Source organism: Copranaerobaculum intestinale (assembly GCF_009831105.1).
In the GTDB taxonomy this organism is placed as follows: domain Bacteria; phylum Bacillota_I; class Bacilli_A; order Erysipelotrichales; family Erysipelotrichaceae; genus Copranaerobaculum; species Copranaerobaculum intestinale.
This window is the reverse complement of the sequence record NZ_WUUQ01000001.1, coordinates 713,498-738,886: the sequence shown is the minus strand read 5'-3', so window position 1 is coordinate 738,886 and position 25,389 is coordinate 713,498. Positions and strand designations below refer to the sequence as shown.

The following is a 25,389-nucleotide window of genomic DNA, read 5'->3' as shown; positions in this document are numbered from 1 at the left end:
GATGCAGGAAATATATTTCCTACATCATAGGTGAAAAAATATTCAATACACCCTGAAGCAGACGCCGCGGCCAGGAAACCTTCTTGCAGTCCTCCATCGTAATGCGCTGACATTTGCTGAGGGTATCCAGATAGTCTTCCTTCAGATCACAGACAACTTTACTGCGATAGAACCAAACCCCGTCTTCATAGTGCAGATAATAGCTTCGATAATCCATATTGACCGTACCGACAATCGCCATTTTATCATCGACAACAAAGGTTTTGGCATGGACAAATCCCGGTGTGTATTCATAGATTTTAACCCCGCTTTCGATCAAATCGCGATAATTGGACTGCGTGACCGCAAATACATACCATTTATCGGGAATATGCGGAACCATGATACGCACATCAATCCCATTCTTAGCCGCCAGAATTAACGAAGTCTTCATTTCCTGATCGAGCACCAGATACGGCGTTTGGATATAGACATATCGATTTGCCCCGTTGATCATATTGATATGGGTATACTCACCGACGTGTTCATCATCCGTAGGACTGTCGGAAAACGGTTGAACATATCCGTCATTTTCAATGGATTCAAATTCCTTCGGATCAATCTGATAGTCCAGAAAATTATCCTTGATTTTTTCATCGTAGTTCCAGAATTGTAAAAACATCAGGGTAAAGTTCCACACCGCAGCCCCTTCCAGCATCACGGAACAGTCCTTCCAGTGCCCGAAACGAGAACGTACATTGATGTACTCATCTGCCAGGTTGATGCCGCCGGTCATACCTACAACACCATCGATTACGAGAATCTTGCGGTGATCACGATTGTTCATCTGCATCGCCAGGCGCGGTTCGATCGGATTGAACACCTTCGCTTTAATACCGAGGGAGCGAAGCTTTAAATAATATTTATCCGGCAATTTAGAAATACAGCCGGCATCATCATATAATACCCGCACATCAACGCCTTCGCGTACTTTCTCGATCAAAATATCAAGTATTGTATTCCACATGACTCCTTCTTCAATGATGAAATATTCTAAAAATATATAATGCTTCGCTTTTCTTAGCTGTTTCACCATTTCCTCAAACTTCGCTTCACCAATCGGGAAGAAAGTCGTACGGGTATGCTGATAGATCGGGAAATCGGCATTCTTCCATATGTAATTGGCCTGCTTATGGGCGATGGGATCATGCGCTTCCAGTTCATGAAGAATATCCTCTTCTTGGGCAAATATGCCGGACAGCTCTTCTTGTGAATCATGATCACGCTTTCTCAGCGCTTTCGGTACCTTTTGTCCCCCAAACAACAGATAAATCAGTCCGCCAAAGATCGGCAAAGCGACTATGGCGATGATCCAGGCCATCTTATAAGTCGGATTATCATTCTTGTTGAGGATGTAAATACTCATAAGAACACTCAGACATAACAGAAACAGATAAACCGCAAAAAAGTGCTCGCTCAAGGTGAGAACCAGTCCCAGAATCACAGCGAGCTGAATAAATATTAAAAATCCTACGATGAATGGTTTGCTTTTAAAAAAGCTCAGTAACCTTTTCAACAAAATACCACATCCCCTTATTTTAGTGTATTGAAGTAATTTTGTAACATGGAAACAATCTGATCAATACCTTCTTCACTGATTTCCGTATCCTTTTTCGTACAAGTATGTTCGACGACCAAGCTGCCTTTGTTGTCAATATCACCTCTGGCAATCGAAATTCCTTTCGTAAAATAACCCATTGGAGACTGTACCTGCATATCGGATGTTAAAACCGATACGCTTGGTTTCTGTTCGCCTTTGTATTTCTTCATGATCTCGGCAGCGGTCTTCTTATTGCCATTGGTTGCGCCGAGCACCAGCTTTTCACCCTTGCCGATACAGTTCAGCAAAATGATCATCGGATTCTTATTCACTTCCTTTAACGCATCGGCAACCAGCTTAGAACCGAAGTGCCGTCCATCATTACGATCCGTGAATACGAATGCCACCTGGCGGCGCTGCTCCTTTGTTAAGGAACGCGCCAGCTCGATCGCGGCCAGCATGCCCGATGTATTACGGTTCGCATTATGCTTATTGGGAACCCCGCGAAACAACAGAATAAAGATCATGATGAAGATGATGACTGAAACACCGCTCAGCGTCAGGTAAGCATAGGCGTTCAAGGCCAAGGCAGGCAATACATACAGCAATCCCAAAAACAGAAAATAAAAGATGATCACCGGACCGTATTGCGGAATTGTCGCTTTTGCGGAGCTTTTGGTTCCATCCAACGGATAATAATGCAGCTTAAGCCAGAAAATACGTCCTGGTGTATCATAAGGCACCATTACCACATAGCGGGTCGATTTCAAATTTCCAAAAATCAGATTATGTGCTTTTAAAATTAAATTTCGTTTACTTTGTACCTGAGAGCTGTATCCGAGTTCTTCAAACTCTTCCACCAGCGATTCTCTTACCGCTGCTTTCTGTTTTGCATAAAAACGGCAGCCTAGGTCATCAATATAGATTTGACGCAATTTTTGATCCATAAACTTCCTCCTACTTAAGTGTCAGCTCTGACAAATGATGAATCGAGATTCCTTCAAGAATTTCATCGGCTCGATGGATTCTGCTGCTTTCTAAAAGGTCAGCCGGACTGTGAGCATCAAAGCCGTAAACCGCTTCACAGCCATAGCTGCTGGCAATTTCCCAGAAACGCCGGTATGGATATGCCGATACTTTTCCATCCTCATAATATCCGGGAGTCTTGGTAAGTCCCTTTAAATTGATTTCCAGCGGTACCTGATAGCGCAGGGATGCTTCACAGATTTTCTTTGAAGCTTCCACGCAGCTCTCATTAAAGTCACGGCGTCCCAGCATAAAATAGTCGGGATGAGCCAGATAAGAAACAAGGCCGCTGGCCATTCCGGCTTCAATCTGTGTAGCATACATCATGACATCCTCATCATCACAAAGATAATCATAGCCATATCCATAAGGATGCTTCATATGCTGTCCCAAAATCATATAATCGCATGCCTTCCGCATATCTATCAGATAGTCCTTCTGACTGTCATACCACTCAATCTCAAAGCCTTTATAAATCTGTATCTGATCCTGATATTGGTTTTTTAATTTTTCGATGCTTTCCAGATATTCAAATACCTGATCACCATCCATGCGGTCTTTTGGCATACTATATCCCGGATATCCCATATGATCGGAAAATCCAAGCTTTTGGAAACCTGCCTTAATTGCCGCTTTCACATATTGTTCATCCCAGCCATAAGCATGACCGCAACGGGATGTATGCGTATGAAAATTAAACGTCTGTTTCATAGCTGTCTCCTCATCTTATAATCCTTATTATAACGCATTCTTTTCACCTCGTGCCACCCAAATGTGTAAGTAAGCGCTTTTATTCGTAATTCTTACAAGCTTGTTTCAAATTCTTATGCAAAACAAAAAAAGATTCTGGTTATTGAAACCAGAATCCTTCATACGTATACTTATAAATTCGATAAATAAATTTTTCGGCCTGAATGGTAAATTTCGCAATCAGTTCATGATGAGCATCATATTCTGTGAACGTATCTGCCATACCGCTGTCAACAATCAAATTGCCTTCATATTCCTGTGCGCTGCTGACATAACCGGAATAATCGACCGGCATTGAATCAACTAGAGTAAAGGTACGCGCTGTTTCATCAACCAGATATCGATAATAATAAGAAGCATCGCCTTTTACTGCCGTTCCGGTACCTGGATAATAAGTTTTCCAGTCAAAATCCGGACGGGTGGCGGATATCGTATTATTGTTATTGAACATGTATACATAATACTGTCCTTCCGGCAGATCATCATCCGCCACATAGGTAACAGTATGCTGACCCGACTGCAGGACAAATTCACCCTCCTGGCTTAGTAAATTGCTGTCATAGCCGCTGGCGGTCCAGAATTCTTCATTACCGATCATATAGTCTATGGATGGGCTTGTATCGTAATCCTTTATCTTAATGATCGTTGAGGTTTCCCGAGAGGATAACAGGATCGAATGATCATCCATCAGCTGAAGGGTATTGATGTGCATCCAGTCTAAGGTATCCGCGTCCTTTGGCAGCGCCGCAGTTTTTTTATAATCGCCGAACAAATCCGCCAGATCGAGTATTTCATGAATTTCTCCGGTCTTTAGGTTCAGTCTGATCACCAAATCCTCTTCGGTTTCAGATGTGGTATCGGTTGCCAGTATCAGAATATTGCCTGTTTCATCAAATACATAGTCGTGATGTATCTCATAGCTTCCGGTCTTATAGACTTCTTCCACCCGGCCTAACCGTGACAGCTTTGCCATTTTGTATTGTGAAACACTCATATACAGATAATCCTCATCAAACAGCATCCGATGAGAACGATAGCCGTTGATTGGCATCTCCGATCGCAGCACGCCTTCATTGTCATACAAATAGACAAAGTCTTGATCGTCACTGTCATTTCCCAATACCGTATACAAGCCATTGCTTAATGCCTCCGTAGAGGTTCCTTTTTCCAATTTCAGCTGGACATCCTCCTTCCCCTTCAAAGGACCGGCATGATATGTAAAGCTCTTTTGATTCACGATATTTCCGTTTTTATCGGTCAGCTTCAGCGTAATAATGTTATCCATATCGGGAATCAGACCGATCAGCTGATACGCATGATCGGTAGTATAGCCGCTTTTATCATCATTCTTTAAGGTTCGGGTAAAATCCGAGATATTCGAGGCTTCGACATGAATCGTATAAGTGACGCTCACTGCTTCCTCGGTTTTAAAATAGATATTCAGGGCATTGGTATTCGTCTGATACGGATCAGCGATAGCCAGAATGTGATCAAACGTATAATTGCCCAGCCATAAATACTGATCAATCTGACGCTGCGCTTCATTGGAAAGTGCGGTATTATAAGGCTTGGAGGTATCATTGGTGTAGGTAAGGGTTTTGTATACTATATCTTCACTCTGGTCAAAGTCTGCGTACACTGAATACTGGGCTACAAAGAATAAAGCAGTAAAACAGACAATAGCAATAAGTATCCGTTTTCCATATGTTAAGAATCGTTTCATCTTTTCCTCCTTACGTTTCCAGAAGCTTGCCATCCTTGATTGACAACTGAACATCACAACGATCAGCAACCTCTTTCGCATGGGTCACGATGATGACACATTTATGCTGTTCATGAGCAAGCTTCAAAAATAAATCTACAATACTGGAAGCACTGCGACTGTCCAAATTCCCGGTAGGCTCATCTGCCAAAATCAGTTCCGCGTCTTTGGCGATGGCTCTGGCAATTGCTACGCGCTGCTGCTGCCCGCCGGACAGCTTTGATATATCACGGACACATTCTTCCGGCTTTAACCCAAGGCCGCTTAGAATTTCCAAGGCCCGGCCTTTTTTATCCGCTGGATTTTGCTTAGCGATATCCATCGCACAGACAACATTCTGGCAGGCATTCATATAAGAAATAAGATTATATGCCTGAAAGACAATCGATACATATTTTTGCCGATAGACAGGAAAGCCGATGGACTTTAAGCTTTGGCCCTGAAAAGTAACCTGTCCCTCCTTTGGCTTATCCAAGCCGCCGGCCAGTACAATGCTTGTCGTTTTCCCGCTGCCGCTGGCTCCAACGATCGCATAAAGCTTCCCCTTCTCAAATGTATAGGAAGCATCATCAAAGATCAAAACCTGTTGGGAACCGTCCTGATAAAAATAAGATACATGATCAAATGCTAGGATTGTTTCCATATCAGCTCTCCTTTCTGATCAAGATTTCTCTTGGAGTCAGCCGTAAAATGTAAACAGCCGGAAGCGATACCGCAATGACACAGATCAGTATGGTAATACTGGCCAGCTCCGTGATATTGACAAGATTCAAAGAAACATCAAGCTGTGTATCACTTGGCGCCTGGAAGGCATTATCCATACCCTGCGGCCTCTGTACGGAGTCTGTGTCCGCGCTGTCTGCCCCAATAGATGGCATTTCTTTATTTACGCGGCCGCCTCCATCCAGTCCCATCTGTTCAGCCGATGAAGTACCGCTTACCAGCATATTGCCAATCACATTGGATACCATTTTACCGGTTCCCAGTGATAAAACAAAAGCTGCTGCGGCAATGCATATCATCTCTATGAAATGCTGTCCGATGATTTTAAATTTGGGCTGTCCCATTGAAAGAAAAATTCCAATTTCATAGAAGCGGCCGCGAATCGTCAGAATCAAAATCAGACAGAGGATGATACTTCCGGCCAAAATAACCACCAGCAGGAAAATCGTAGCGAAGGATTCAACATTCTCCAAAGTTTGCACATTGCGCTGATATAGCTGATCATTCGCATTTAGGGTATACTTGTCAAAATCAATCGTCGTTTTCTCTTCTGCCAATTCCTTAAAAGCATCCACATGCTTTGGATCATCCAAATAGAAGGTAGCCGCGGTCAACTCTGTTTTACTGCCGTTGAGTGTTTGCGCCGTTTCATAATCAACATAAATGGTATTGTAGGGACTTTCCCGATTCATTCCCATCTGTCCCATACCATTTGCACTGGCTACCTCAAAGATTCCTACTACTTCCAGTTCTTGTTCAACCTCATCAACCGTAATGCGAATCTTATCTCCTAAACCCACATCATTATCCTCAGCCAGAGTAGCAGATATCACAGCATGATCAGTTCCGCTATCCTGCTCATTGAGGAGCCGTCCGGCAGAGAGTGTATATGTCTCATCGGTAAAATAGGACAGCTTTTCCATCGATGTGTTTCCGGATATTTTGAAGTCGGAAGTGGTTTCACTATCTTCCTGATTTCCTCCCATATCCTGCTTCGGCATGTGATCGTCCGATACTTCCACGGCGGTGAGCGATTCGCTGCTTGCGCCTACTTCCACGGTATACGTATAGGACGCTACATATTTCAAAGATTTTAGCTGATCCGCCATCTCAGTTGTGATCATGGGCATGGCTGAGCGGATTGCTTCACCCTTTTTTCGATTCTGCATCAGATTTTGCATATTGACTGAGAGCGTCACATCATTGCCTAATGACTCCCGTACCTGCTGCATCGATTTGATCGAGGCACTGTGGATGGACAGGCCGGCAATCACTAGATTTGCAATCAGAACCATCAGCAGAAACAATAAAAACGTCCTGCCTTTGTTCTTTTTAATACTGAGTATTGCATTTTTGAACATAATATTTCCTCCGTATCTATACTTTACCGAAGGAATATAGATGTAATTTCTTAAGAAATTGTGAAAATATACTTAAGAATCTTAAGAATTATGGGAATTGTGGAATGTTTTAGGATGAATATGGAAAAAGCGGATAAACACTTGCTTTATCCGCTTTTTTGTGAGCAATAACCGTCCCTTAGCGAAGCGTAAATCGCTCAATAAAGTTTCCGTCTTCATCAAACCGGCAAATAATCGGAACTCCTGTTTGTAGCTCCAGCGATAAGATATCCGCTTCATCTATTTGTTCAATATACATAAGCAGCGCTCTTAAAGAGTTACCATGAGCCGCTACCAAAACCTTACGGCCGCTGAGCATTGCCTGCTGGATGACCTGCTGATAATAAGGAACGACTCGTGCTACCGTCATCTCCAGACTCTCGCCGCGGGGCAGATCCGTTGGCTGCACCGTTTGATATTTTGCTTCCCGATTGGGACATCGGGCATCGCCCGGTTTCAACAAGGGCGGCACAACCGCATAGGAGCGGCGCCACTGCCGAACCTGCTCCTCGCCATAGTTTTTTACAGTATCCGTTTTATTGATCCCCTGCAGTGCTCCATAGTGACGCTCGTTCAGCCGCCATGTTTTCTGGATGGTGATCCAGCTTAAATCCATTTCATCCAAAACATCCCATGCGGTATGAATTGCCCGCTTCAAATACGATGTATAGCATACATCAAATTGATAGCCGTAATCCTGAAGCAGTTTTCCCGCCTGCTTCGCTTCTTCATGCCCCTTTTCACTCAGATCAACATCCGTCCATCCGGTATAACGATTTTCCCGATTCCAGACACTTTCCCCATGCCTCAGCAATACCAGTTCCATAAGTTATCCTCCTATAGACCAGTATATGTAAAAATTCCTAATCGGCGAAAAAAAGACAGACGATCGTCTGTCTCATAAATAAGCCTGCAGTTGTTTTAGGATTGCCGGGTAGTCCACCTCGGAAAAATCAGTAACATCAGCTTCAATCAGATGTCCGAGCTGAAAGGTATCATAACCGCGGGTGGTACAGCGATCGATGAATACCGAATAACTCAGCAGACCATCTGCCTGCAGGCGATCTTTCATAACATCCCCTTTATGGTAATGGGACATGATGTGTGATAAATGTCGTGTCGGATCAAGATCGCGTTTACGCTGACGCTCATATAATATATTCAAATCAGCCAGCAGCCGAATTGTGATCGGTTCATAACCATACCGTTCACATAAGGCAGCCAAGCGAGGCCGCTGTTTCTCACTGAACGGATAATCGGATATGATCCGCCGGCCTTTCTTCATATATGTTTCTATTTGTTGATAGTAGACCTCCCAGCTGCGCAGGGTCAGCTGCTCCTTCTGCTTCAGATCGTCAAAGCCTTCCTCATCAAAGATCGCCTCTTTGATCACATCCTGAGAAACAATGAGAAAGTCCGAAGCGATGCTTACGATCTGATCACATAAATAGGATTTTCCGGTGCCGGGATAACCGGCCAGCAGAACCATTGTCTTTTTCATTGTTTCCCTCCTTTATTACAATTTAAACAGAGAAGCTTTTTCCAGGATGATACGTTTGATATGCTCATTTGCCGGTGTAAACAGCTTACGCAGGGACGTCAATGGAGTTGCGCCCGGGAAAGAGGCATTGACCTCTTCAATGTAAGATTTGTTGAGTTCGGTTCCGACATTGATTTTCTTCATGCCCTCACGCACACAGCGCTTCATATCCTCATCGGATACGCCAGTCCCCCCATGAAGCACCAAACCGACGCTGCCCAGCTTTGCTTTGAGCTCATCCAGCAGCTCATAGTTGATTTTCGCTTTAGATTTGTACTGCCCGTGGGTCGTACCGATCGCAACCGCAAGCGCATCAACATCGGTCTGATCAACATAATAGAGCGCATCCTCCGGCTTTGTATACGCTGCTTCATTTTGAGCTACTACAACGCCTTCCTCAGCACCTCCGATTGCGCCAATCTCACCTTCTACAGAAACATGATGAGCACGTGCATAGGCTACGACTTCCTTCGTATTTTTAATATTTTCTTCCATAGGCAGGGAAGAACCGTCATACATAACCGAGGAATAGCCAAGGTCGATTGCTTTTTTCAATGCTTCAACACTCTTGCAGTGATCCATATGCAGACATACGCTGATGCTGGATCCTTCCGCCAGTGCCTTCACCGCCGCAATAAGCGGTTCAAAACCGATATATTCCGCCGTTCCAAGCGAAGTTTGAATAATGATCGGTACCTGTAATTCTTCAGCCGCATGAATCATGCTCGGCAGCATTTCAAAACAGTGCAGATTAAACGCTCCAACTGCTCCTTTTCCTTCATTTTCTTCAAACAGTTCCACCAGATTCTTATACATTGTTCGATAATCCTCCTTTTATAGATTCGAGCGCATGACTTCTTTTGAGATTCTCATCATGTCATCGATCTTCGTTAAATAATACTGAAGCTTCTCATCATCCTTCATAACCGCAGCTTCTTTCCGCTTGATGTTATAGAGTTTCAGAAGCGTGCGGTAGCCGTCACTGACCGCTTTTTTCTCATTCAGACTGGTTTCCAGATAGGAGATCGCCTGATCGTATTCCTTAGCATCACTGAAACATAAGCCAATCTGATCCAGACATGTGATACGTGCTTCACCGCTCTTTGATGCGAGCTCCTCGATCAGCTGCTGTGCTTTCTCTACCAGCTCATCATGATTGACAGCCGGTTCATCAGTTTTTGTTTCGGATACAGTCTTTTTTTTAAAAAACATATCTGCTCACTCCTCTTTTTAGAACAGTCCCAGCAGCGGCTTCAGCAGCCAGCCATAGAACAGCCCGCAGACGATGGTATCGACATCGGTGCAGGTCGCATTGATAAAGCCGATATCTGCCAGCATCGGTGAAAGCAGCGCTGGCAGCAGCGTAATGAATAAACCATGAATGATACCAGAAATGATCGCACCGCGCGTACCGCCGGCCGCATTTCCGAAGATACCAGCACAGCCGCCTGCAAAGAAGTTGGTCATCATGCCCGGAAGAATCATCGGCAAACCGAACATCGGGAATAAGAACATACCGATGACTGAACCGATCGTAGTGCTGACAAAACCGATAATCACAGCGTTTGGCGCATATGGGAACAGAACCGGACAGTCCAGCGCAGGTACTGCATCCGGTACGATTTTCATTGCGATACCGCGGAATGCCGGTACCAACTCAGCTAACAGCAAACGAACGCCGGCAAGCAGAACATAAACACCTACAACAAACTGAATTGCCTGTAAAAATGCATATACGATATAGTTGGTATTACCGGCATACTTTGCACAAAATTCCGGGCCGGCAAAGAACGCGGTGATAATGAATAACGGAATCATAACAACCCCGATCGATAAATACGTATCCTGTAAGAATTCCAATCCCTTCGGCAGATTCAATTCCTCGGTGGATTTTGATTTTCCGCCGAACAGCTTTGATACCAATGCGGTCAATACATATCCGACTGTACAGAAATGACCTAAGGCAATATCGTCATTCCCGGTAATCTTTCGTACAAACGGCTGAGCAATCGCCGGCATCGCTACTGCAAAGATACCGCCGACTACACCTCCAACTACGATCAGCGCTGCCCCGCGCAGACCACAATAGTAACCGAATACTGCACAAATCGTAGACATCCAAAGCAGTGCCTGACCGGTTAAGAAGATATATTTCCATTTGGTAAAGCGGGCAATGATGATATTGACAATGAAAATGGCACCCAGAGTTAAGGCAATTTCACTTCCCAGTCCCAATTCATTCATCGCCTGCCCATTGATCGCTTCAATAGACGGCACCAGTCCCTGCATCCCGTATCCTTTGGTAAAAATCGCACCAAAGAAGGTCAAGGCCTGAACGATAACTGCCGAACCTGCAGATAATACCATGAATCCTAAAATCGTTTTAAATGTTCCGGAGATCGTCTGACCTACCGATTTGCGCTGAAGCACAAGACCCAGCAGCGCAATCAATCCAATGGTGATCGGAGCCTGTGTCAGAATATTGTCAACGATAAAATTAATGACTTCCATATTTGTTCCTTCCTTTCAAATCCCTTTTAAATTAATCCTTTTTCCTTTAAAAACGGTGTGAGCTTTTCCCTGATTTCATTTTTGTCAACCAGACGATCCAGGAAAATCTGCGGTGTTTCGATGGCAAGATTTTTAAACTGCGACTCAAAATTCTTACCCGACAAAATCAGATCTGCTTTCATACTGCGGGCGCTGGACAGATCACAGTGATCCAGATCGGCCTTGACCCCCAGCTCCTTCAGTACTCCTTCCACAGTCATTTGACAAGCGAAGCTGCTTCCCAGACCATTTCCGCAAACCATTAAAATCTTCATATCGGTTCCTCCTTCCTAATAAATTCCTAATTTGCTACTCACTGTCTACTAAGGCGTGCAGTTCAGCGAGTGTATGCATGCTGCTGATCGGTTCAATATAACCCTTTTCCACAAATTCTACGATCATCTTCAAGATATCAAGATGCGTCTTCGAATCGGTTGCCGCAAAGCAGATCATCACCTTTACCGGCTCCTCATCTCCATCAAAATAGACCGGCTTATCCAGCGTAATCAGCGAAAATCCAATCTTAACCGCTCCATCCTCAGGACGGGTATGGGGAATCGCAAATCCTTTTGAGATAATAATATACGGTCCGTATTCCTTTACCGAACGGATGATACCGTCGACATAAGACGGTTTTGCACAGCCGTTATCCACCAGCAGCTGCCCTCCGATTCGTATTGCTTCTTCCCATGTTTCCGCCTTGACATTCAGGCGGACATTTTTTTCATTCAAAACAATTCCTTCCATAATTACCTCCTACTTACGGCTCTGATATTCCAGATCACGGATAAATTCATCATAGCTGCTTCCTTTCATCAGCTTGTGAACCCCAAATTCTTGGATCAGATACGTATATAAGCTTTTAAAGACATCCTCCCACATCGCATAGGCGCTTTTTGGAATATTCAGAAGCAGTACAACCTGCACCTTCTCCTGATCCCATACGATCGGCTTATCCAATACCGCTACTGCTACATTTGCTTCATCCATCTCATTTTCAAGCGCATGCGGCATCGCTACCATACTTCCCAACTCGGTCGTCGCCATTTCTTCCCGACGGAATACCGACTGTTTCGTCGCTTCATTCATATAATGAAGCTCGATCATTCGATTGGTGATCGTCTCCAGCACATCCGTTTTGGTACGGCAGTGAAGCCCCCGCATATAGAGATCCTCGCGAAAAATATTTTTGAGCTGAAAGCTGTTTGTTTCAGTACGATCCAGTACCTTTTCCACATGCTGAATATCTTCACTGTCCAGCAGCAAATTGATACGGATGATTTTATTGCTGTGAGCGCCTTCCATCGGTACGGTCGTCAAAACCAGATCACAGCTGCTGATCAATTCCTCGGTTACTTCATATAATGGACAAATTTTCAAAATATGAATGCGGTTCTGGAAATGCTGCTTGATTTTCTCTTTCAGCAGCATCGCTGTGGCCATTCCCGACGCGCATACGATGATGGCATTCACCGTTGCGCTTTTTTCATTCAGTCCCTTACGCTCCAGCGCCGCGCCGAAATGCACAGCCAGAAAACCAATTTCGTTCTCATTTGTCTTGATCGTGAAGATCCGTTCAATCATCTCACTGGCTTTCACTGCCAGTTCAAAGGCAAACGGATAGGCATTCTTCATCGAATCCAGAAATTCATTACGGATATTCATGTGGAAGCGCATCCGATGAAGCGCCACATTTAAGTGAACCGCCAAGCCGTTGATCAGCTGAGCGTCATCTCGCAGATCAACTCCGGTTTCGTTACGGATATCCTCCAGGATAGAACGAATAGAGCTTTTGAATTCGAAATCATCGCCGTCACGATTGAAATCGGTATTCAGAAATTTTTTACTTGATATCAAATGCTGGGTCAAATAGTAGACTTCATCACCAAGATCATAGCCCATGGCGGCTCGAATGGCTTTCACAATATCTCGGGCGCTGAGAAACTCATTGGATGCCTCTAAGATCTGAATGCTTTGAGCATCATAGTCAACTCGCTGTTCATCCGTAAACCGTTTCATCATGATTACAATATGAACAACCAGATTTTTAAAGGCAATATCAGTTAATCGTATCTGATATTTCTCCATCACCTCCAACAGAATTGCGCGGATTTGAGCGGTATCCTGAGAAGGAAAGATATCTTCATAGAATTCAGTATCCTCCAGTGAAGTCAAGTGACTGCGGTTAAAAATAAACTCGGAAATACAGTAACGAATCTTTGCCTCATCACCTTGAATATGCACACCGCGGGCTGCCGACAGCAAGACCTTAAGATCAAAGGGCTTCAGAATTTTATCGATCGTCTTCATATCCTTTTTTAAGGTCGACATACTGATGAAGAGTTCATCAGCCAAATCCTCAGGATCAATCGGAGCGGTTCGATTTTCTAAGCTTCGCATCAGCAGGAGGTGAATCACATACATGGCACGATCGCGTGGATCGCTTGGAACGACACGGCTATTGCTTAAGGTACTGCTTTGGTCATCATCAATGCTTTCCAGAAAGGTTTGAAATGCTTCCTCATTCTGGACGATCAGACGATATCCAAGTCCTGCCTCCGCCGCAATGGCAGCGCCGTTGGTTTTCAGCATCGCATCCAATTCCTTCAGATCTGAACGTACGGTTCTGGATGAGACCCCGACGGACAAAGCAAGCTGTTCACTGCTTAACACTTTTTTATTTTCCGCCAGCATATGCAGCAGTTTTAAAATACGTTTGTTATAGAGATCCATCCTGCTTCCTCCTTACGCCTCGATTATAATATAGCGCTTACAGTAATGAAAGTTCGCAAATTTCCACGGCCTGCGGAAATCCTTGGTAAAGAAAAAAGTGACGATTTATCATCACTCTTATCATGTCATATAACTTCCAGGTTTTCCAGCTCTTTTAGCAGTCTTTCATTGACCGTTCTTTTATCCGGAACAGACAGCTGAGAGCCATAGCTTTCCACGGATATCGCAGAGGTCATCGAACTGATTTTCAAAGCATCCGCAAATGAATAATCGTTTGCCATGCAATAGGCAAAGGCACCATGGAAGATATCACCGGCACCACATGTATCAACGGCTTTCACCCGATAAGCGTCCATTGCGTGAATGCCTGTCTCATCCTCGTACAGTAAGCCTTCTTCCCCCATCGTTACAGCAATGTGATGATGATTCAGCTCATGAAGCTTTTTAAAGAGCGGCGGCCATGCATCCGGTCGATCCTTTTTAGCATAGATGTTCGTGAACTGATATGCAAAATCCTGAGAACAGATAAGATAATCCACTCGCTTGGAAAGCTCTCTGGCAGCCTCACGCAGCGTTCCGGCATCGATGATAGATATTGCATCCGGATACTGCTTCAGCGCTTCAAAGGATGCGGCGGGTTCATGACCGTCGACTAAAATGACATCCACAGGCTGATTTGGCATATGAAAAGCAATCGGTTCTGTACTTTGCGGACAGTTGAAAATAGTCCGGTGTCCGTTTCTGCGATTCGCAATGATGCCGCTTATACTGGTTTCCAGCCGAGAATCCACATAAATACAGGAAGTATCAACATGTGCTGATTCCAAGATATTTAAAATTTTATGGCCGTAAATATCATCACCGATCCTAGCCTGCAGTACGGCATCCGCACCCCAGCGTGCGCACAGATAGGAAGCATTGCCGGCCGGCCCGCCCATGCATTCTATTTTCTCCATGATTCGATATTTCTGATTCTCCACAATCGGTTCATCGATCGGAAAGGTGATGTCATAGGCTGCCTGTCCAATACATAAAATACACATTTCCATCCCTCATTTCTGCTTTCATTATACCGAATCCCAATGAAAAAGCGAAACCGCAAATTTCCGCAGATACCGGAAATGCCGTTTCGCCTTTTATGGTTCGTAAATGCAGTAGCCATTGCGGCCTCGCCGTTTCACTTCATACAGCGCTTCGTCTCCGCGCTGATATAAAGTATGAAAATCCATGCCGTGATCGGGATACATCGCCACGCCGACACTGATGGTTGCACGTAAGGACGGATATTCAAATATCAGATTCTGACAGATTTCCGTCAGTCGCTCTTCCATGAGCGTTGGTGAACTGATTCCTTTCAGAACTGCAATAAATTCATCCCCGCCAAGCCGTCCGCATAAATCACCGTCACGGATGATCGCGCTGATTCGCTTTGCGACATCCTTCAGCACGCGATCGCCGAAATAATGGCCGCGGGTATCATTGATGTGTTTGAAGCAATCTAAATCCATAACCAATAATACATGCTGTTCATGCGGATTGCTTTTAATCAGTGCTTCAAACTGACTGATCAGCTCATGACGATTCAGCAATCCGGTTAATGGGTCTGTTTTAGACAGCCGAACAAGCTGAAGCTGCTCCTTCTTCGTCGCATCGATATCCTTGATCAAAATACTTGCTTTGATATGATTGCTGTAAGGATCCTGTACCAGCTGGACACTTGTCTTGGCCCAGTAGAGGCTGCCGTCATCCCGGTATCTTCGGTGTTCCAGCTTAAATTCCATGTTGCCTTGGTAGAACTGCACCATTAAATTTTCTCGTGAGAACATCTGCAGATAGGCTGCTTGATCATCCTCATAGACAAAATTTTCACTGATATAACGCGACGCGCTGGTAAAGGTATAATTTTTCAGCATCCGTGCCGCCGCCGGTCCGGTAATACTTTCAAAGCTGTCATCACTTAAATCATATTCATAATAAGCAACCGCTTTTTCTTTTGCTTTTTCAAACCGACAACGCCATTTCTGATACAGAATTTCCTTTTCCCGCGATGCTGTCACATTTTCATGTGAAATAATCGTTCGTTTCATCTTTGGATCATGTTCATGAAGCATCGTATAGCTCAATGAAAACCATTCGCTTGCTCCGTGCACATTATACAATTTCACGACCGCAGTACCGCTGGTATCTCCCTTGATCATACTTTCATAAAAATCAATATAACGCTTTCTACAGTCCTCATCACGAAACAGCCGTTTGGCGACGCTGTATGGTGCATCTTCACAAATCATCGGAAGTCCATATTCCTCAGCCATGGATTTCGGCAGCACCAGCATCCTTTGTTCAATATGAAATACTGTGAAATCCTTACCGCTGAGTTCAATCATTGCTTCATATTCTTCATGCAGATGTGCATATGCCTGTTTATATTCATACTCAGAGCTGATATCCTGGATAGCCCAGATAACACAGCTTTGCTGATACAGCTTTCCAATCAGCTGATAGTGCTTCTGGCTTTGAGGCACAGCTGTACCGCCGATGACTTCCGTTTGTCCCCAAGTAATAAGCTCATCGTGCACTTGATGAAGATCTGCCGAAGGCATCCATTGAGCTATATGCATCAAAGGCGTATCAGTCATGGTCAGCAGCGCATCATTTTGATATTGTACGGTAAATTTCTCATCAAGAGCAGTTATGCATATAGGCTGAGGAATCGCACATAAAACCGCTGAAAGATCGTCCAGCGGCTTTTGCTTCAAATGTAAATTTGAGAACGATGAGCGACTATCCATCACAGCCTCCCTACTTTAACTTATGAATGCTCCTTTGGTGATTATGACAGGATATTTCATAAACAAATTTCAGTATAAAGGATAGAAACCTCGAACCTTGTCGAAATACAAAGAAATGTATCAAAATTCTTTCTTCTCATAAATCCGCCAAGAGGCACACAGCGACATCACATAACAAACGGCTGCCAGCCCCATCGCCAAATAAGGCAGATAATTCTTAATATCATTCAGAACATGAAGAATAGCAAGTCCCGTATTCTCGAAGAATGCCCCGGTACTGAGAAAATACCCGCCAACCGCACAAATCACGATAATCATCATGCTTATATAACGTCCTTTCATCGCTCCGAACTTATAAATAATCGGCATGTAAACAGACAGATAGATAAAGATCACTGAAATGACGATGCTGTTTTCAAACAGCATATCGCCGACATTGCTGTCAGGATGCAGCACGAAATTTACCAACAGACCGAAGATCAGGGCAACCGTCACCAAGAGTCCTATAAAAATGTAGCGAGCCGTTACAATATCGCGGCGGCGCACCGGCAAGGTGATAGCCAACTGATCCCAATTTGAGCGGACATCAAACTCAAACATATTCACACTGACCAGCAGACCGATGAAGAATACGACAAATACCGTTACATCAATGCCCAGAAAGCTGTAAAAAAACATCATCGCCGCGCCGATCGCCAGAACTGATAAAAGTCCTTTCGAGGAAAGCAGATCCTTGATAATCAAGCCTTTCATAATGTTTCTCCTTTCACATACATCAGCATAATGTCATCTAACGTTACTCGGTCAATGACCGCATCCGGCATCTTCTTTTGAAAAGCATAACGATCCTTAATCAATACTTCATAATGATCCAGAGTTTTGCGGTAACGAATACAGCTATCATGATCAAGCTGTTCAAAAACGGCTGGCTTTATTTTTAAAAGACCGGTGTGGGAAAGCAGATCATCCTTATTTTCACAGAAAATAATCTTTCCTTTATGAATAAATGTCACATAATCCGCAATCTTTTCAATATCTGAAGTGATATGGCTGGAAAAGAGAATACTATGTGTTTCATCCTGAATAAATTCCAAAAACATATCAAGTACTTCATCCCGAATAATCGGATCCAAACCGCTGGTCGGCTCATCCAGCAAAAGCAGCTTGGGATTGTGAGCCAGGGCTATCGCAAGCTGAAGCTTCATTTTCATACCCCGGGAAAAGGCAGATATTTTCTTGTCCCCGGGCAGCTCAAAACGTTCTGTCAAAGTATTGAACTTCGCTGTGTCCCAATTTTTATAAAAGCTTTTAAACATCCGCTCCACATCTTTTATTTTAAAGAAACTGGAAATCGAACAATCATCATATACAACCGCAATATCTTCATGCATCTGCAAGCTGTCCTGTTCAATCGGCTGACCAAATAGATAGATTTCACCGCTGGTCTTTTTCACCACATCGAGGATCGTTTTGATCGTGGTAGTTTTACCAGCACCGTTTTCTCCGACAAATCCCATGATCATACCCTGGGGCAGTGCAAATGAAACATGATCCAACGTAAAATTCTTATATTCTTTTGTCACATTCCGCAACTCTAAAATGTTTTCCATCTTAATCCTCCTCGTAAAGAAGATGCAGGATATCCATTACTTCATCGGTACTGATACCGCTTGTTTTTGCCAGATCCACCGCTTTTTGCAGACATTCCTCAATTTGCCGAAGCTGCTGTTCCCGAAGCATTTCCTGATTGCCGCCTGCCACAAAGCTGCCGCGGCCGGTGGAGGTTTCAAGAAAACCCTCGCGTTCCAGCTCTTCATATGCCCGCTTGGTCGTAATGACAGATATATGCAGTTCCTTAGCCAGCTGGCGCATGGATGGAAGAGCGTCCCCTTCCTTTAAAGAACCTGTCATGATCAAATTCTTTATCTGCATGCTAATCTGTTCATACAGCGGCTTATCACTGACATTACTTAATATGATATCCATAATTCACCTCTTCCCAATATTGTATATATTGGTTATATACAATATATACCCTATACACAAACTTGTCAACTGTTTGCATGAAAAAACGGACTGTCGTCCGCTTTCAATTTTATTTTTTGTAATACAAATTACATTATTAAAAATGTCTCACAATCAGATCAATGATAAAGATAAGACCCACTCCAATCATCAGAATAGCCAAAAAGGTCAGATAAAACAACATCTTTTCAAATTTCTCACGCATACGCACACTTCCCCTCAGTTCATCATATGCCCATGCGTGGTTTTCGGTGTTATTGTGCGTTCAGAAAATCAATGACATCAAACAGTGAAGCACAGCGATGCTGAATCACCTGTTTCAGCTCCTCATCAATCGGAACCAGATCCTCAATAAAAATACGGTTCATACCTGCTTTCATAGCAGCGATGGTTCCCATCTTCGAATCCTCAAGCACTAGGCATTCACGGGGATGGCAGTGTACGCTTTCCGCTGCTTTCAAAAATATATCCGGGGCCGGTTTAGCATGTTTGACTTGATCCCCGCCGACGACGGCATCGAAAGTATAAGGCTTGCCAATGCTCGCCAACAGGGTATCGACATATGCTCGATCACTGCTGCTGGCAACTGCTTTTTGATAGTTATGCTCATCCAGATAATCCAGCAGCGCACACAAACCGGGTTTATTTAAAATGCCGTCATGCGCCTGCGCAAGGATCAGCTGACTCCTTACATTGCTCACCTCAGGTGAAATTTTCCTTATTTCCGGATATTGTGTCAGTGCATATTGAAATTGCTGCGGACCACCGCCGGTAATCATATACAGGAATTCATCAGAAACCGAAATATGATGCTTTGCACCTACTTCCCGCCATGCCTGCATCGCCAACCGTTCGGTATCAAACATAAGTCCATCAAGATCAAATATAACTGTACGCATTCCATATACCTCCTATATGTATAACAGACCGTATTCAATGAGCAGCACCGCCAGTACCGCACTGATTGCCACGCTCAGTAATCCCTTGCCCCTCCATGCCATCACCAGCGCCGCAAGCATGCCACCCAAGGCAGATAAGCGATGATCGGTGGAATAGAGAATGACCGGAAAGGTCATTGCCCCCAAAACCGCATATGGTACATAAAACAGAAAGGATTTCAAAAAAACACTTTTAATTTCCTTTTGAAACACCGCCAGCGGCAGCATGCGAATAAAATATGTAACTCCCGCCATAACGATCATATAACCTAAATATTCCATGCTCATGAAGGATCAGCCTCCTTGATCGGAAACATCCATGCCCCAAAAGCAGACGCACCGACCGCGCAAATAATAATAACAAAGCCGCTCGATATATCTTTCAGCACCGGCAGATAATAGAAAGCACAGCTGAGCAGAATGGAGAAAATGAGCACTTTTCGGATTGATGCGATTTTACGAGCCGGAGGAATGATAATCGCCAAAAACATACCATAGATGGCAATACCCAAAGCAGAACGCAGCAGATCTGGAAGCAGTGAATTGGCTACCGCACCCAGCAGTGTGCCTGAGCTCCAACAAAGAATCGGCAGGGTCATCAGTCCATACATGAACCATGAGCTAACCTTGCCTTCCTGTCCGCTTGCCAAAGCAAAGATCTCGTCAGTATTGCCAAATGCCACGATACAGCGTTGGACGGTTGTGATGCCAGGCTCCAGCTTCTGTGACAACGAAAGCGACATCAGCGCGTAACGCAGATTGATCGTCAGCTGCGTCAGTGCCATCTCAAGCAAGGAACCATGCGCGATCATCAGCGACAGACCGGCAAATTGACCGGCGCTAGTCAAATTAGTAAGTGAAATCAGCACCGCTGCCAGCGGCGGCACACCCGCAGCAGCTGCCATCATACCAAATGTAAAGGATACTGAAAGATAACCTAATCCGATCGGTATACCATCCTTCAAGCCCCTTTGATAATCCTTTTTTGCTTCCATATATACATCCTTCCCAAGTAAACATATCGTCTTATATTATACAACAAAAAATACTTCTTCACGGGCAGATGTATGTTTTTTTCAAGAGAAGCACACAATAAGAACGGTGATTTTATGATACAAGCTCTGCTCAATCTCATGGCATCGCTGTGCCATACCCATTATTTTGTATATGATCCAATGTATAGGGGTCTTTTTCTGAGCGATTCACTGCTGAAAGAATTTCATCTTAGCTCACGGGAAAATGGATGGAATGGCTGGATGAATATTACCTATCCCCAAGACCAAGCAAGCCTACAAAATTTTATTCATCTCCTTACACATCAAAAACATGCATCACTCAATATTCACTGTTATAGCCGCAGCGGCAAAATCATTCCCCTCACATTTCAGGCACAAACAATTCAGTTTCAAAAGCAAACCTGTATCGCCGGCATCATCATATCCAGCTTTAGTCGCCACATAGATCCAATCAGCGGCCTGCGTGATGCCTTTCATTGTGAAAATATCTGTAATGAATATATCGATAAACCAGAAATCGATCAATTTTTGCTCGGTATACTCGATCTCGACAATTTTCAGTCCTTTAACGATACATTGGGTTATACCGCCGGCAATCAGCTGCTTCGAAGAACTACCGGTTTCCTTCAATCGGTCCTTCCCGAAAAAGCAAAGCTGTTTCGGCTGGAAAACGATCAGTTCGCTGTGCTGTGCACAAATTGTTCTTCGTCAACTCTGCAAGGATGGGTGAATGTTTTGAATCAGCTATTCATCGCAAATGAAATGCCTACGATAAGCTGCGGCTTCGTCAGTTATCCAAAAGACGGGCAGGAATGGCATCGGCTTCGTAAGCGCGCACAGTTTGCGATGAAACAGGCCAAGCGAGACGGTAAAGCAAAATCACGTTCCTTCTCACTGCCCCTAGAGATCCAGCAACATCAAAGCGAGCAGCTAAGGGTCAGCCTGCGTCAAAGCATTCATAATCAAATGCAGGGCTTTTATCTCATGTATCAGCCGCAGCTTACCAAGGATGGCAGGATGAAAGGAATGGAAGCACTGCTGCGATGGAATCAGGAGCCTTGTGATACCTTTGTTCCCATTCTGGAAGCAAGCGGTCTGCTGTTTGAAATAACCGGTTGGCTTTTCAATCAGGCACTGCGTGACTTCGCAGTGATGAGAAAAGAAGATTCATCCCTTTCCATCAGTATTAATCTTTCTTATCCCCAGCTTTTAGAAGATCACATAACAGAAATCATCCATGCAGTGCTTTGCCGCTACCAAGTTCCGAGCACCGCCCTCATTATCGAAATAACCGAAACCCGCATCGCCGAAAATTTTCTTATCGTTAAGCCCATACTGAATAAGCTGCGGGCTATGGGTATCCGCATCGCCATGGATGATTTTGGAACCGGGTATGCCTCTTTGTCTTTTCTTCGTCAAATGCCGATTGATATCATCAAGATTGACCGTTCCTTTGTCATAAACCTGGAAACTCATCCTGCTGACAGCATGTTCATTCGACTGATTACCGATATAGGCAAGGAGCTGGGCTGCGCAATCTGTTTAGAAGGCATAGAAACCGCCGGTCAGCTCGCCCGGCTGTCCGATATTTCTATCGATACGATCCAGGGCTATTATTTCAGCCGGCCGCTTGTAAGGGATGCGATGCTGGAATATTTACACCAACAAAAAGACCGCTGATCAGCGATCTTTATTTTCCTGTAAATGAAAACCGGAAATATCATGACAAGTCAGAAGCAAGGCCGATTTACCATCCCACAAAATCAAAGAAGCGTCAGCCAGTGACCATTTATTCAAATAAGAATTATAAACCTCCAGCGTATGGTTGCATTTTCCGTTCACCAATCCTTTAAGCGGACATTTCTCACATTGTGTATCACGATTGAAGAAAGCCTTGTGACAGGTATCACCAAGTTGTACTCCCGGCACCAAGTCACGCGTTTTCTGATTGATATACAGCATTTTCAAGGTATCCGGCTCTACCACATAAATCCACGAATTCTGATTATCTAAAATCGTCCGCAGCCCGGCAGCCGATTGTTCAAGGCGATGCTTCATCCGATCCTTGATCAAAAATATGCTTAACATACCGGCAATGAAAGTAAGCGCATTGATCTGTTCTTTTGTCCAAAAACGATTTTTACGGCATTCATCAAAACCAACATAGCCTTTAAACTGTCCATTATCCCGAATTGCACACTGCAGCATAGAACGTATACCCTGGGGTGCAAGGATATCATATTGCTGCTTTGGCAGATCATCGATATTGCGGCAGTAAAAGATATCATCCTCATTAAAATTATCAAGATATTTACCGCCTAAATCGGACGTATAGGATACATGCTGAAGATTCTGCTTTTCTGGTTCAATCTGCGCGTTGCACCATTCAAAGGTATTGGAGCAGTATAAATCATCCTCAGTGTTTTCAAATATATACGCACGGCTGACATCAAAATATTCCCCGACAATCTTTAGGATGTTCTGAATTGCCGATTCTAAATCTATGGATTGATATAATATTTTAAATGTATGCTCAATCAGATTTTCCATAATGGAGCGCTGTTCAGCTTCATCAGAATCGATACGATTACTGATTGCTGTTTTATGAAAGACATTAGGAAGAGTACCCGTATCAAATAAAGACGCTTTATCACAAATGACATAACGATTCTTGCCTTCATTCTTGGCTTTATATAAGGCGAGATCAGCTCGATGATAGAGTTCATGAAAAGATGTGCCGCAATCTGGATACAGCGCGATGCCTATACTGCAGGATACTTCAAAAGGCATTGCATCATCGGCAGACAAACAATGTACCGCATGGATAATTTCCTTGGCCTTCTTTTCGGCATCGCTAGCTGAATGGATATTACAAATAAGTGCGATAAATTCATCACCGCCGATCCGTCCGACGACATCACTGCCGCGAAACAGCTGTTTCAGATTCACTGCGGCCTCTGATAAGAACGCATCTCCAAATAAATGACCCATTGTATCATTTACCTTCTTGAAATCATCAATGTCGATAATCATAACCGCATGCTGATCCTCAGACTGGTGAATCACCTCTTCGATAAAGTCCTGTGATGCTTCTTTGTTTAAAAGCTTTGTCAGGGAATCCTGCTCTGCCTTTTGTTTCAGTTTTTCCGATTGTTTTTTCATCCGGTCAATATCAATCAAAACCCCAACGGCAGAAATTGCCTTTCCCTGTTCATCAAATTGCGTCGTCATCCGAGCCTGGCACCAGATATATTTATCATGACTGTCGCGGATTCGCACATCATGAACCTCATAGGGATGTCCCTCGCGGATGCGTTTGAGCGACTCCTTTATTTTCACACCGTCTTCCGGATGCAGATGTGATCTCGCCGTAATCCGTTCCGTATTGTTTTCATTCATCGGCGGATAACCGAATTTCTTTTCCCAGTTACTCGAAAATGTAAAATGATCCTCTGCAACATTCCATTCAAAAATTATGTCATTCGTTTGATTTGTAATGATCTGATGCTTTTCCAGAGCCAGACGCAGCTCTTCCTGGGCAAGCTTGCCTTCGGTTATATCGACCAGAATACAGTGAAAACATGGTATTTCATGGTCTTTTCGGATCAGCATTCCTTTATCCAAAACCCAGATGATACTGCCATCTTTGCGTATAATACGATATTCAAGCGTTTTCGCCGGTCCCTTTGCCATCTGACTTGCTACATCATCAAGGGTTTTTTTATAATCGCGGGGATCAATCAGTTTCTTAAAGCTATTGTGCAGCTCCTGCTCGATTTCTTTACGCGTATAACCTATCATCGTTAAAAAACCATCGCTCATTTGAAGCAGTGTCAGATCATCATCATACTGACAACGAAAGATACCACCCGGTAAATTAGCGGTCAATCGCTTTAAATCCTCATTGGTTGCTTCCAGTTCACGATTTTTTTCATCGATTACCTGTTTCAATAAATCCTTACTTTCATTTTGGAACGTCCCCATGATATTTGCATGTGTACGCTCGGGATGTTCTATCAGAGATACGTGAAAGCTCTTTATGCGAAAGCCTTCCGCCATTTCTTCCAATACTGCTGAACTGTGAAGCTTCATCTGCTGCGTTCCAGCTTCAAATTCCTTATCCTGAATCTGCATTGTCATATACACCTGACATAGGACATCACTCAGCGGTACTGCCGCAGCTTCCTCACAAACGATTTCATATGGAAACCGCTGCAGCTCTTTTTCTTGTTTCAGCATGGATACAAGCTTATCATAGCTCTGATATCGCGCACCGAAACCCGGACCTATCCACATTATGTTCGGATCCAAAGCAGCTATGACAAAATCCATATCCCGATCCACGAAATATGCCGTTTCTACCTGCTTTACAAATTCAATCGCCCGTTCTTTCAGATTCATAATGATCCCTCTTTATGACTGTACTGCGAAATACATTTATTATATTCATAGGATTACAAAAATATGATCTTCTTACAGTTATTATATCGACTTACAATTCCTTAAGCAATGAAATTTGCTTAAGGTTTTCCTTTTTTTAAGGATAAAGCAAATCAGA

Annotated in this window: 24 protein-coding genes; 1 reads left to right on the top strand and 23 read right to left on the bottom strand. The window is 43.9% G+C overall.

Annotation, left to right across the window (positions count from 1 at the left end; all coding sequences use genetic code 11):
• Nucleotides 1–19 precede the first annotated feature (19 nt).
• The 22 genes from cls to GSF08_RS03555 all read right to left on the bottom strand — a co-directional run bounded on the left by cls (nucleotide 20) and on the right by GSF08_RS03555 (nucleotide 20,810).
• Complete coding sequence (gene cls, locus GSF08_RS03660) at nucleotides 20–1,558, bottom strand: cardiolipin synthase (RefSeq protein WP_160624460.1); 1,539 nt, start codon at nucleotides 1,556–1,558, stop codon at nucleotides 20–22.
• 14 nt (nucleotides 1,559–1,572) lie between these two features.
• Entirely contained in the window at nucleotides 1,573–2,526 is a 954-nt protein-coding gene (locus GSF08_RS03655) for a M28 family peptidase (protein ID WP_160624459.1), read from the bottom strand.
• A 10-nt stretch (nucleotides 2,527–2,536) separates the two neighbouring features.
• Nucleotides 2,537–3,316, bottom strand: coding sequence for a histidinol-phosphatase (locus GSF08_RS03650; protein WP_160624458.1), 780 nt, complete (start codon nucleotides 3,314–3,316; stop codon nucleotides 2,537–2,539).
• A 139-nt stretch (nucleotides 3,317–3,455) separates the two neighbouring features.
• On the bottom strand, nucleotides 3,456–5,078 hold the full coding sequence (locus GSF08_RS03645; protein WP_160624457.1) for an aryl-sulfate sulfotransferase: 1,623 nt from the start codon (nucleotides 5,076–5,078) through the stop codon (nucleotides 3,456–3,458).
• Between the two features lie 10 nt (nucleotides 5,079–5,088).
• Nucleotides 5,089–5,760, bottom strand: coding sequence for an ABC transporter ATP-binding protein (locus GSF08_RS03640; protein WP_160624456.1), 672 nt, complete (start codon nucleotides 5,758–5,760; stop codon nucleotides 5,089–5,091).
• A gap of 1 nt (nucleotide 5,761) precedes the next feature.
• Complete coding sequence (locus GSF08_RS03635; protein ID WP_160624455.1) at nucleotides 5,762–7,201, bottom strand: ABC transporter permease; 1,440 nt, start codon at nucleotides 7,199–7,201, stop codon at nucleotides 5,762–5,764.
• Nucleotides 7,202–7,379: 178 nt separating this feature from the next.
• On the bottom strand, nucleotides 7,380–8,066 hold the full coding sequence (gene gpmA / locus GSF08_RS03630) for a 2,3-diphosphoglycerate-dependent phosphoglycerate mutase (RefSeq protein WP_160624454.1): 687 nt from the start codon (nucleotides 8,064–8,066) through the stop codon (nucleotides 7,380–7,382).
• A 72-nt stretch (nucleotides 8,067–8,138) separates the two neighbouring features.
• Entirely contained in the window at nucleotides 8,139–8,741 is a 603-nt protein-coding gene (locus GSF08_RS03625; protein WP_160624453.1) for a P-loop nucleotide/nucleoside kinase family protein, read from the bottom strand.
• A 15-nt stretch (nucleotides 8,742–8,756) separates the two neighbouring features.
• A complete protein-coding gene (locus tag GSF08_RS03620) occupies nucleotides 8,757–9,596 on the bottom strand; it encodes a class II fructose-bisphosphate aldolase (RefSeq protein ID WP_160624452.1) in 840 nt (279 codons plus the stop codon).
• An 18-nt stretch (nucleotides 9,597–9,614) separates the two neighbouring features.
• On the bottom strand, nucleotides 9,615–9,992 hold the full coding sequence (locus tag GSF08_RS03615) for a tetratricopeptide repeat protein (protein WP_160624451.1): 378 nt from the start codon (nucleotides 9,990–9,992) through the stop codon (nucleotides 9,615–9,617).
• A gap of 18 nt (nucleotides 9,993–10,010) precedes the next feature.
• The gene (locus GSF08_RS03610) at nucleotides 10,011–11,291 is read right to left on the bottom strand and encodes a PTS sugar transporter subunit IIC (protein WP_160624450.1); all 1,281 of its coding nucleotides are present in this window, start codon (nucleotides 11,289–11,291) and stop codon (nucleotides 10,011–10,013) included.
• A gap of 26 nt (nucleotides 11,292–11,317) precedes the next feature.
• Nucleotides 11,318–11,605, bottom strand: a complete 288-nt coding sequence (locus GSF08_RS03605) for a PTS sugar transporter subunit IIB (protein ID WP_160624449.1) — start codon at nucleotides 11,603–11,605, stop codon at nucleotides 11,318–11,320.
• 34 nt (nucleotides 11,606–11,639) lie between these two features.
• Complete coding sequence (locus GSF08_RS03600) at nucleotides 11,640–12,077, bottom strand: PTS sugar transporter subunit IIA (protein WP_160624448.1); 438 nt, start codon at nucleotides 12,075–12,077, stop codon at nucleotides 11,640–11,642.
• Between the two features lie 9 nt (nucleotides 12,078–12,086).
• Complete coding sequence (locus GSF08_RS03595; RefSeq protein WP_160624447.1) at nucleotides 12,087–14,063, bottom strand: BglG family transcription antiterminator; 1,977 nt, start codon at nucleotides 14,061–14,063, stop codon at nucleotides 12,087–12,089.
• A 125-nt stretch (nucleotides 14,064–14,188) separates the two neighbouring features.
• Nucleotides 14,189–15,106, bottom strand: a complete 918-nt coding sequence (locus GSF08_RS03590; protein ID WP_160624446.1) for a PfkB family carbohydrate kinase — start codon at nucleotides 15,104–15,106, stop codon at nucleotides 14,189–14,191.
• Nucleotides 15,107–15,199: 93 nt separating this feature from the next.
• Nucleotides 15,200–16,852 (bottom strand): GGDEF domain-containing protein, encoded by a 1,653-nt coding sequence (locus tag GSF08_RS03585; RefSeq protein WP_160624445.1) that lies wholly within the window; start codon nucleotides 16,850–16,852, stop codon nucleotides 15,200–15,202.
• 120 nt (nucleotides 16,853–16,972) lie between these two features.
• Nucleotides 16,973–17,605, bottom strand: coding sequence for an ABC-2 transporter permease (locus GSF08_RS03580; RefSeq protein WP_160624444.1), 633 nt, complete (start codon nucleotides 17,603–17,605; stop codon nucleotides 16,973–16,975).
• Nucleotides 17,602–18,462, bottom strand: a complete 861-nt coding sequence (locus tag GSF08_RS03575) for an ABC transporter ATP-binding protein (RefSeq protein ID WP_160624443.1) — start codon at nucleotides 18,460–18,462, stop codon at nucleotides 17,602–17,604. Before GSF08_RS03575 ends, GSF08_RS03580 begins: the two co-directional genes overlap by 4 nt.
• 1 nt (nucleotide 18,463) lies before the next feature.
• Nucleotides 18,464–18,838: a GntR family transcriptional regulator gene (locus GSF08_RS03570; RefSeq protein ID WP_160624442.1), complete on the bottom strand. Its 375-nt coding sequence runs from the start codon at nucleotides 18,836–18,838 to the stop codon at nucleotides 18,464–18,466.
• A gap of 293 nt (nucleotides 18,839–19,131) precedes the next feature.
• A complete protein-coding gene (locus GSF08_RS03565; RefSeq protein ID WP_160624441.1) occupies nucleotides 19,132–19,776 on the bottom strand; it encodes an HAD family hydrolase in 645 nt (214 codons plus the stop codon).
• A gap of 12 nt (nucleotides 19,777–19,788) precedes the next feature.
• Nucleotides 19,789–20,103, bottom strand: coding sequence for an AzlD domain-containing protein (locus GSF08_RS03560; protein ID WP_160624440.1), 315 nt, complete (start codon nucleotides 20,101–20,103; stop codon nucleotides 19,789–19,791).
• The gene (locus GSF08_RS03555) at nucleotides 20,100–20,810 is read right to left on the bottom strand and encodes an AzlC family ABC transporter permease (RefSeq protein ID WP_160624439.1); all 711 of its coding nucleotides are present in this window, start codon (nucleotides 20,808–20,810) and stop codon (nucleotides 20,100–20,102) included. The genes GSF08_RS03560 and GSF08_RS03555 overlap by 4 nt, the downstream gene beginning before the upstream one ends.
• 72 nt (nucleotides 20,811–20,882) lie before the next feature.
• Between GSF08_RS03555 and GSF08_RS03550 the strand changes: the two genes are divergently transcribed.
• The gene (locus tag GSF08_RS03550; RefSeq protein WP_160624438.1) at nucleotides 20,883–22,511 is read left to right on the top strand and encodes a putative bifunctional diguanylate cyclase/phosphodiesterase; all 1,629 of its coding nucleotides are present in this window, start codon (nucleotides 20,883–20,885) and stop codon (nucleotides 22,509–22,511) included.
• Here GSF08_RS03550 and GSF08_RS03545 read toward each other — a convergent pair whose 3' ends face one another.
• Nucleotides 22,512–25,232: a sensor domain-containing diguanylate cyclase gene (locus GSF08_RS03545; RefSeq protein ID WP_160624437.1), complete on the bottom strand. Its 2,721-nt coding sequence runs from the start codon at nucleotides 25,230–25,232 to the stop codon at nucleotides 22,512–22,514.
• Between the last annotated feature and the right edge of the window lie 157 nt (nucleotides 25,233–25,389).

Coding starts and splice junctions, on each gene's coding strand:
- GSF08_RS03655 (WP_160624459.1), bottom strand. CDS start 2,526: ATGGATCAAAAATTGCGTCAAATCTATATTGATGACCTAGGCTGCCGT.
- GSF08_RS03650 (WP_160624458.1), bottom strand. CDS start 3,316: ATGAAACAGACGTTTAATTTTCATACGCATACATCCCGTTGCGGTCAT.
- GSF08_RS03645 (WP_160624457.1), bottom strand. CDS start 5,078: ATGAAACGATTCTTAACATATGGAAAACGGATACTTATTGCTATTGTC.
- GSF08_RS03640 (WP_160624456.1), bottom strand. CDS start 5,760: ATGGAAACAATCCTAGCATTTGATCATGTATCTTATTTTTATCAGGAC.
- GSF08_RS03635 (WP_160624455.1), bottom strand. CDS start 7,201: ATGTTCAAAAATGCAATACTCAGTATTAAAAAGAACAAAGGCAGGACG.
- gpmA (WP_160624454.1), bottom strand. CDS start 8,066: ATGGAACTGGTATTGCTGAGGCATGGGGAAAGTGTCTGGAATCGGGAA.
- GSF08_RS03625 (WP_160624453.1), bottom strand. CDS start 8,741: ATGAAAAAGACAATGGTTCTGCTGGCCGGTTATCCCGGCACCGGAAAA.
- GSF08_RS03620 (WP_160624452.1), bottom strand. CDS start 9,596: ATGTATAAGAATCTGGTGGAACTGTTTGAAGAAAATGAAGGAAAAGGA.
- GSF08_RS03615 (WP_160624451.1), bottom strand. CDS start 9,992: ATGTTTTTTAAAAAAAAGACTGTATCCGAAACAAAAACTGATGAACCG.
- GSF08_RS03610 (WP_160624450.1), bottom strand. CDS start 11,291: ATGGAAGTCATTAATTTTATCGTTGACAATATTCTGACACAGGCTCCG.
- GSF08_RS03605 (WP_160624449.1), bottom strand. CDS start 11,605: ATGAAGATTTTAATGGTTTGCGGAAATGGTCTGGGAAGCAGCTTCGCT.
- GSF08_RS03600 (WP_160624448.1), bottom strand. CDS start 12,077: ATGGAAGGAATTGTTTTGAATGAAAAAAATGTCCGCCTGAATGTCAAG.
- GSF08_RS03595 (WP_160624447.1), bottom strand. CDS start 14,063: ATGGATCTCTATAACAAACGTATTTTAAAACTGCTGCATATGCTGGCG.
- GSF08_RS03590 (WP_160624446.1), bottom strand. CDS start 15,106: ATGTGTATTTTATGTATTGGACAGGCAGCCTATGACATCACCTTTCCG.
- GSF08_RS03585 (WP_160624445.1), bottom strand. CDS start 16,852: ATGGATAGTCGCTCATCGTTCTCAAATTTACATTTGAAGCAAAAGCCG.
- GSF08_RS03580 (WP_160624444.1), bottom strand. CDS start 17,605: ATGAAAGGCTTGATTATCAAGGATCTGCTTTCCTCGAAAGGACTTTTA.
- GSF08_RS03575 (WP_160624443.1), bottom strand. CDS start 18,462: ATGGAAAACATTTTAGAGTTGCGGAATGTGACAAAAGAATATAAGAAT.
- GSF08_RS03570 (WP_160624442.1), bottom strand. CDS start 18,838: ATGGATATCATATTAAGTAATGTCAGTGATAAGCCGCTGTATGAACAG.
- GSF08_RS03565 (WP_160624441.1), bottom strand. CDS start 19,776: ATGCGTACAGTTATATTTGATCTTGATGGACTTATGTTTGATACCGAA.
- GSF08_RS03560 (WP_160624440.1), bottom strand. CDS start 20,103: ATGAGCATGGAATATTTAGGTTATATGATCGTTATGGCGGGAGTTACA.
- GSF08_RS03555 (WP_160624439.1), bottom strand. CDS start 20,810: ATGGAAGCAAAAAAGGATTATCAAAGGGGCTTGAAGGATGGTATACCG.
- GSF08_RS03550 (WP_160624438.1), top strand. CDS start 20,883: ATGTTTTTTTCAAGAGAAGCACACAATAAGAACGGTGATTTTATGATA.
- GSF08_RS03545 (WP_160624437.1), bottom strand. CDS start 25,232: ATGAATCTGAAAGAACGGGCGATTGAATTTGTAAAGCAGGTAGAAACG.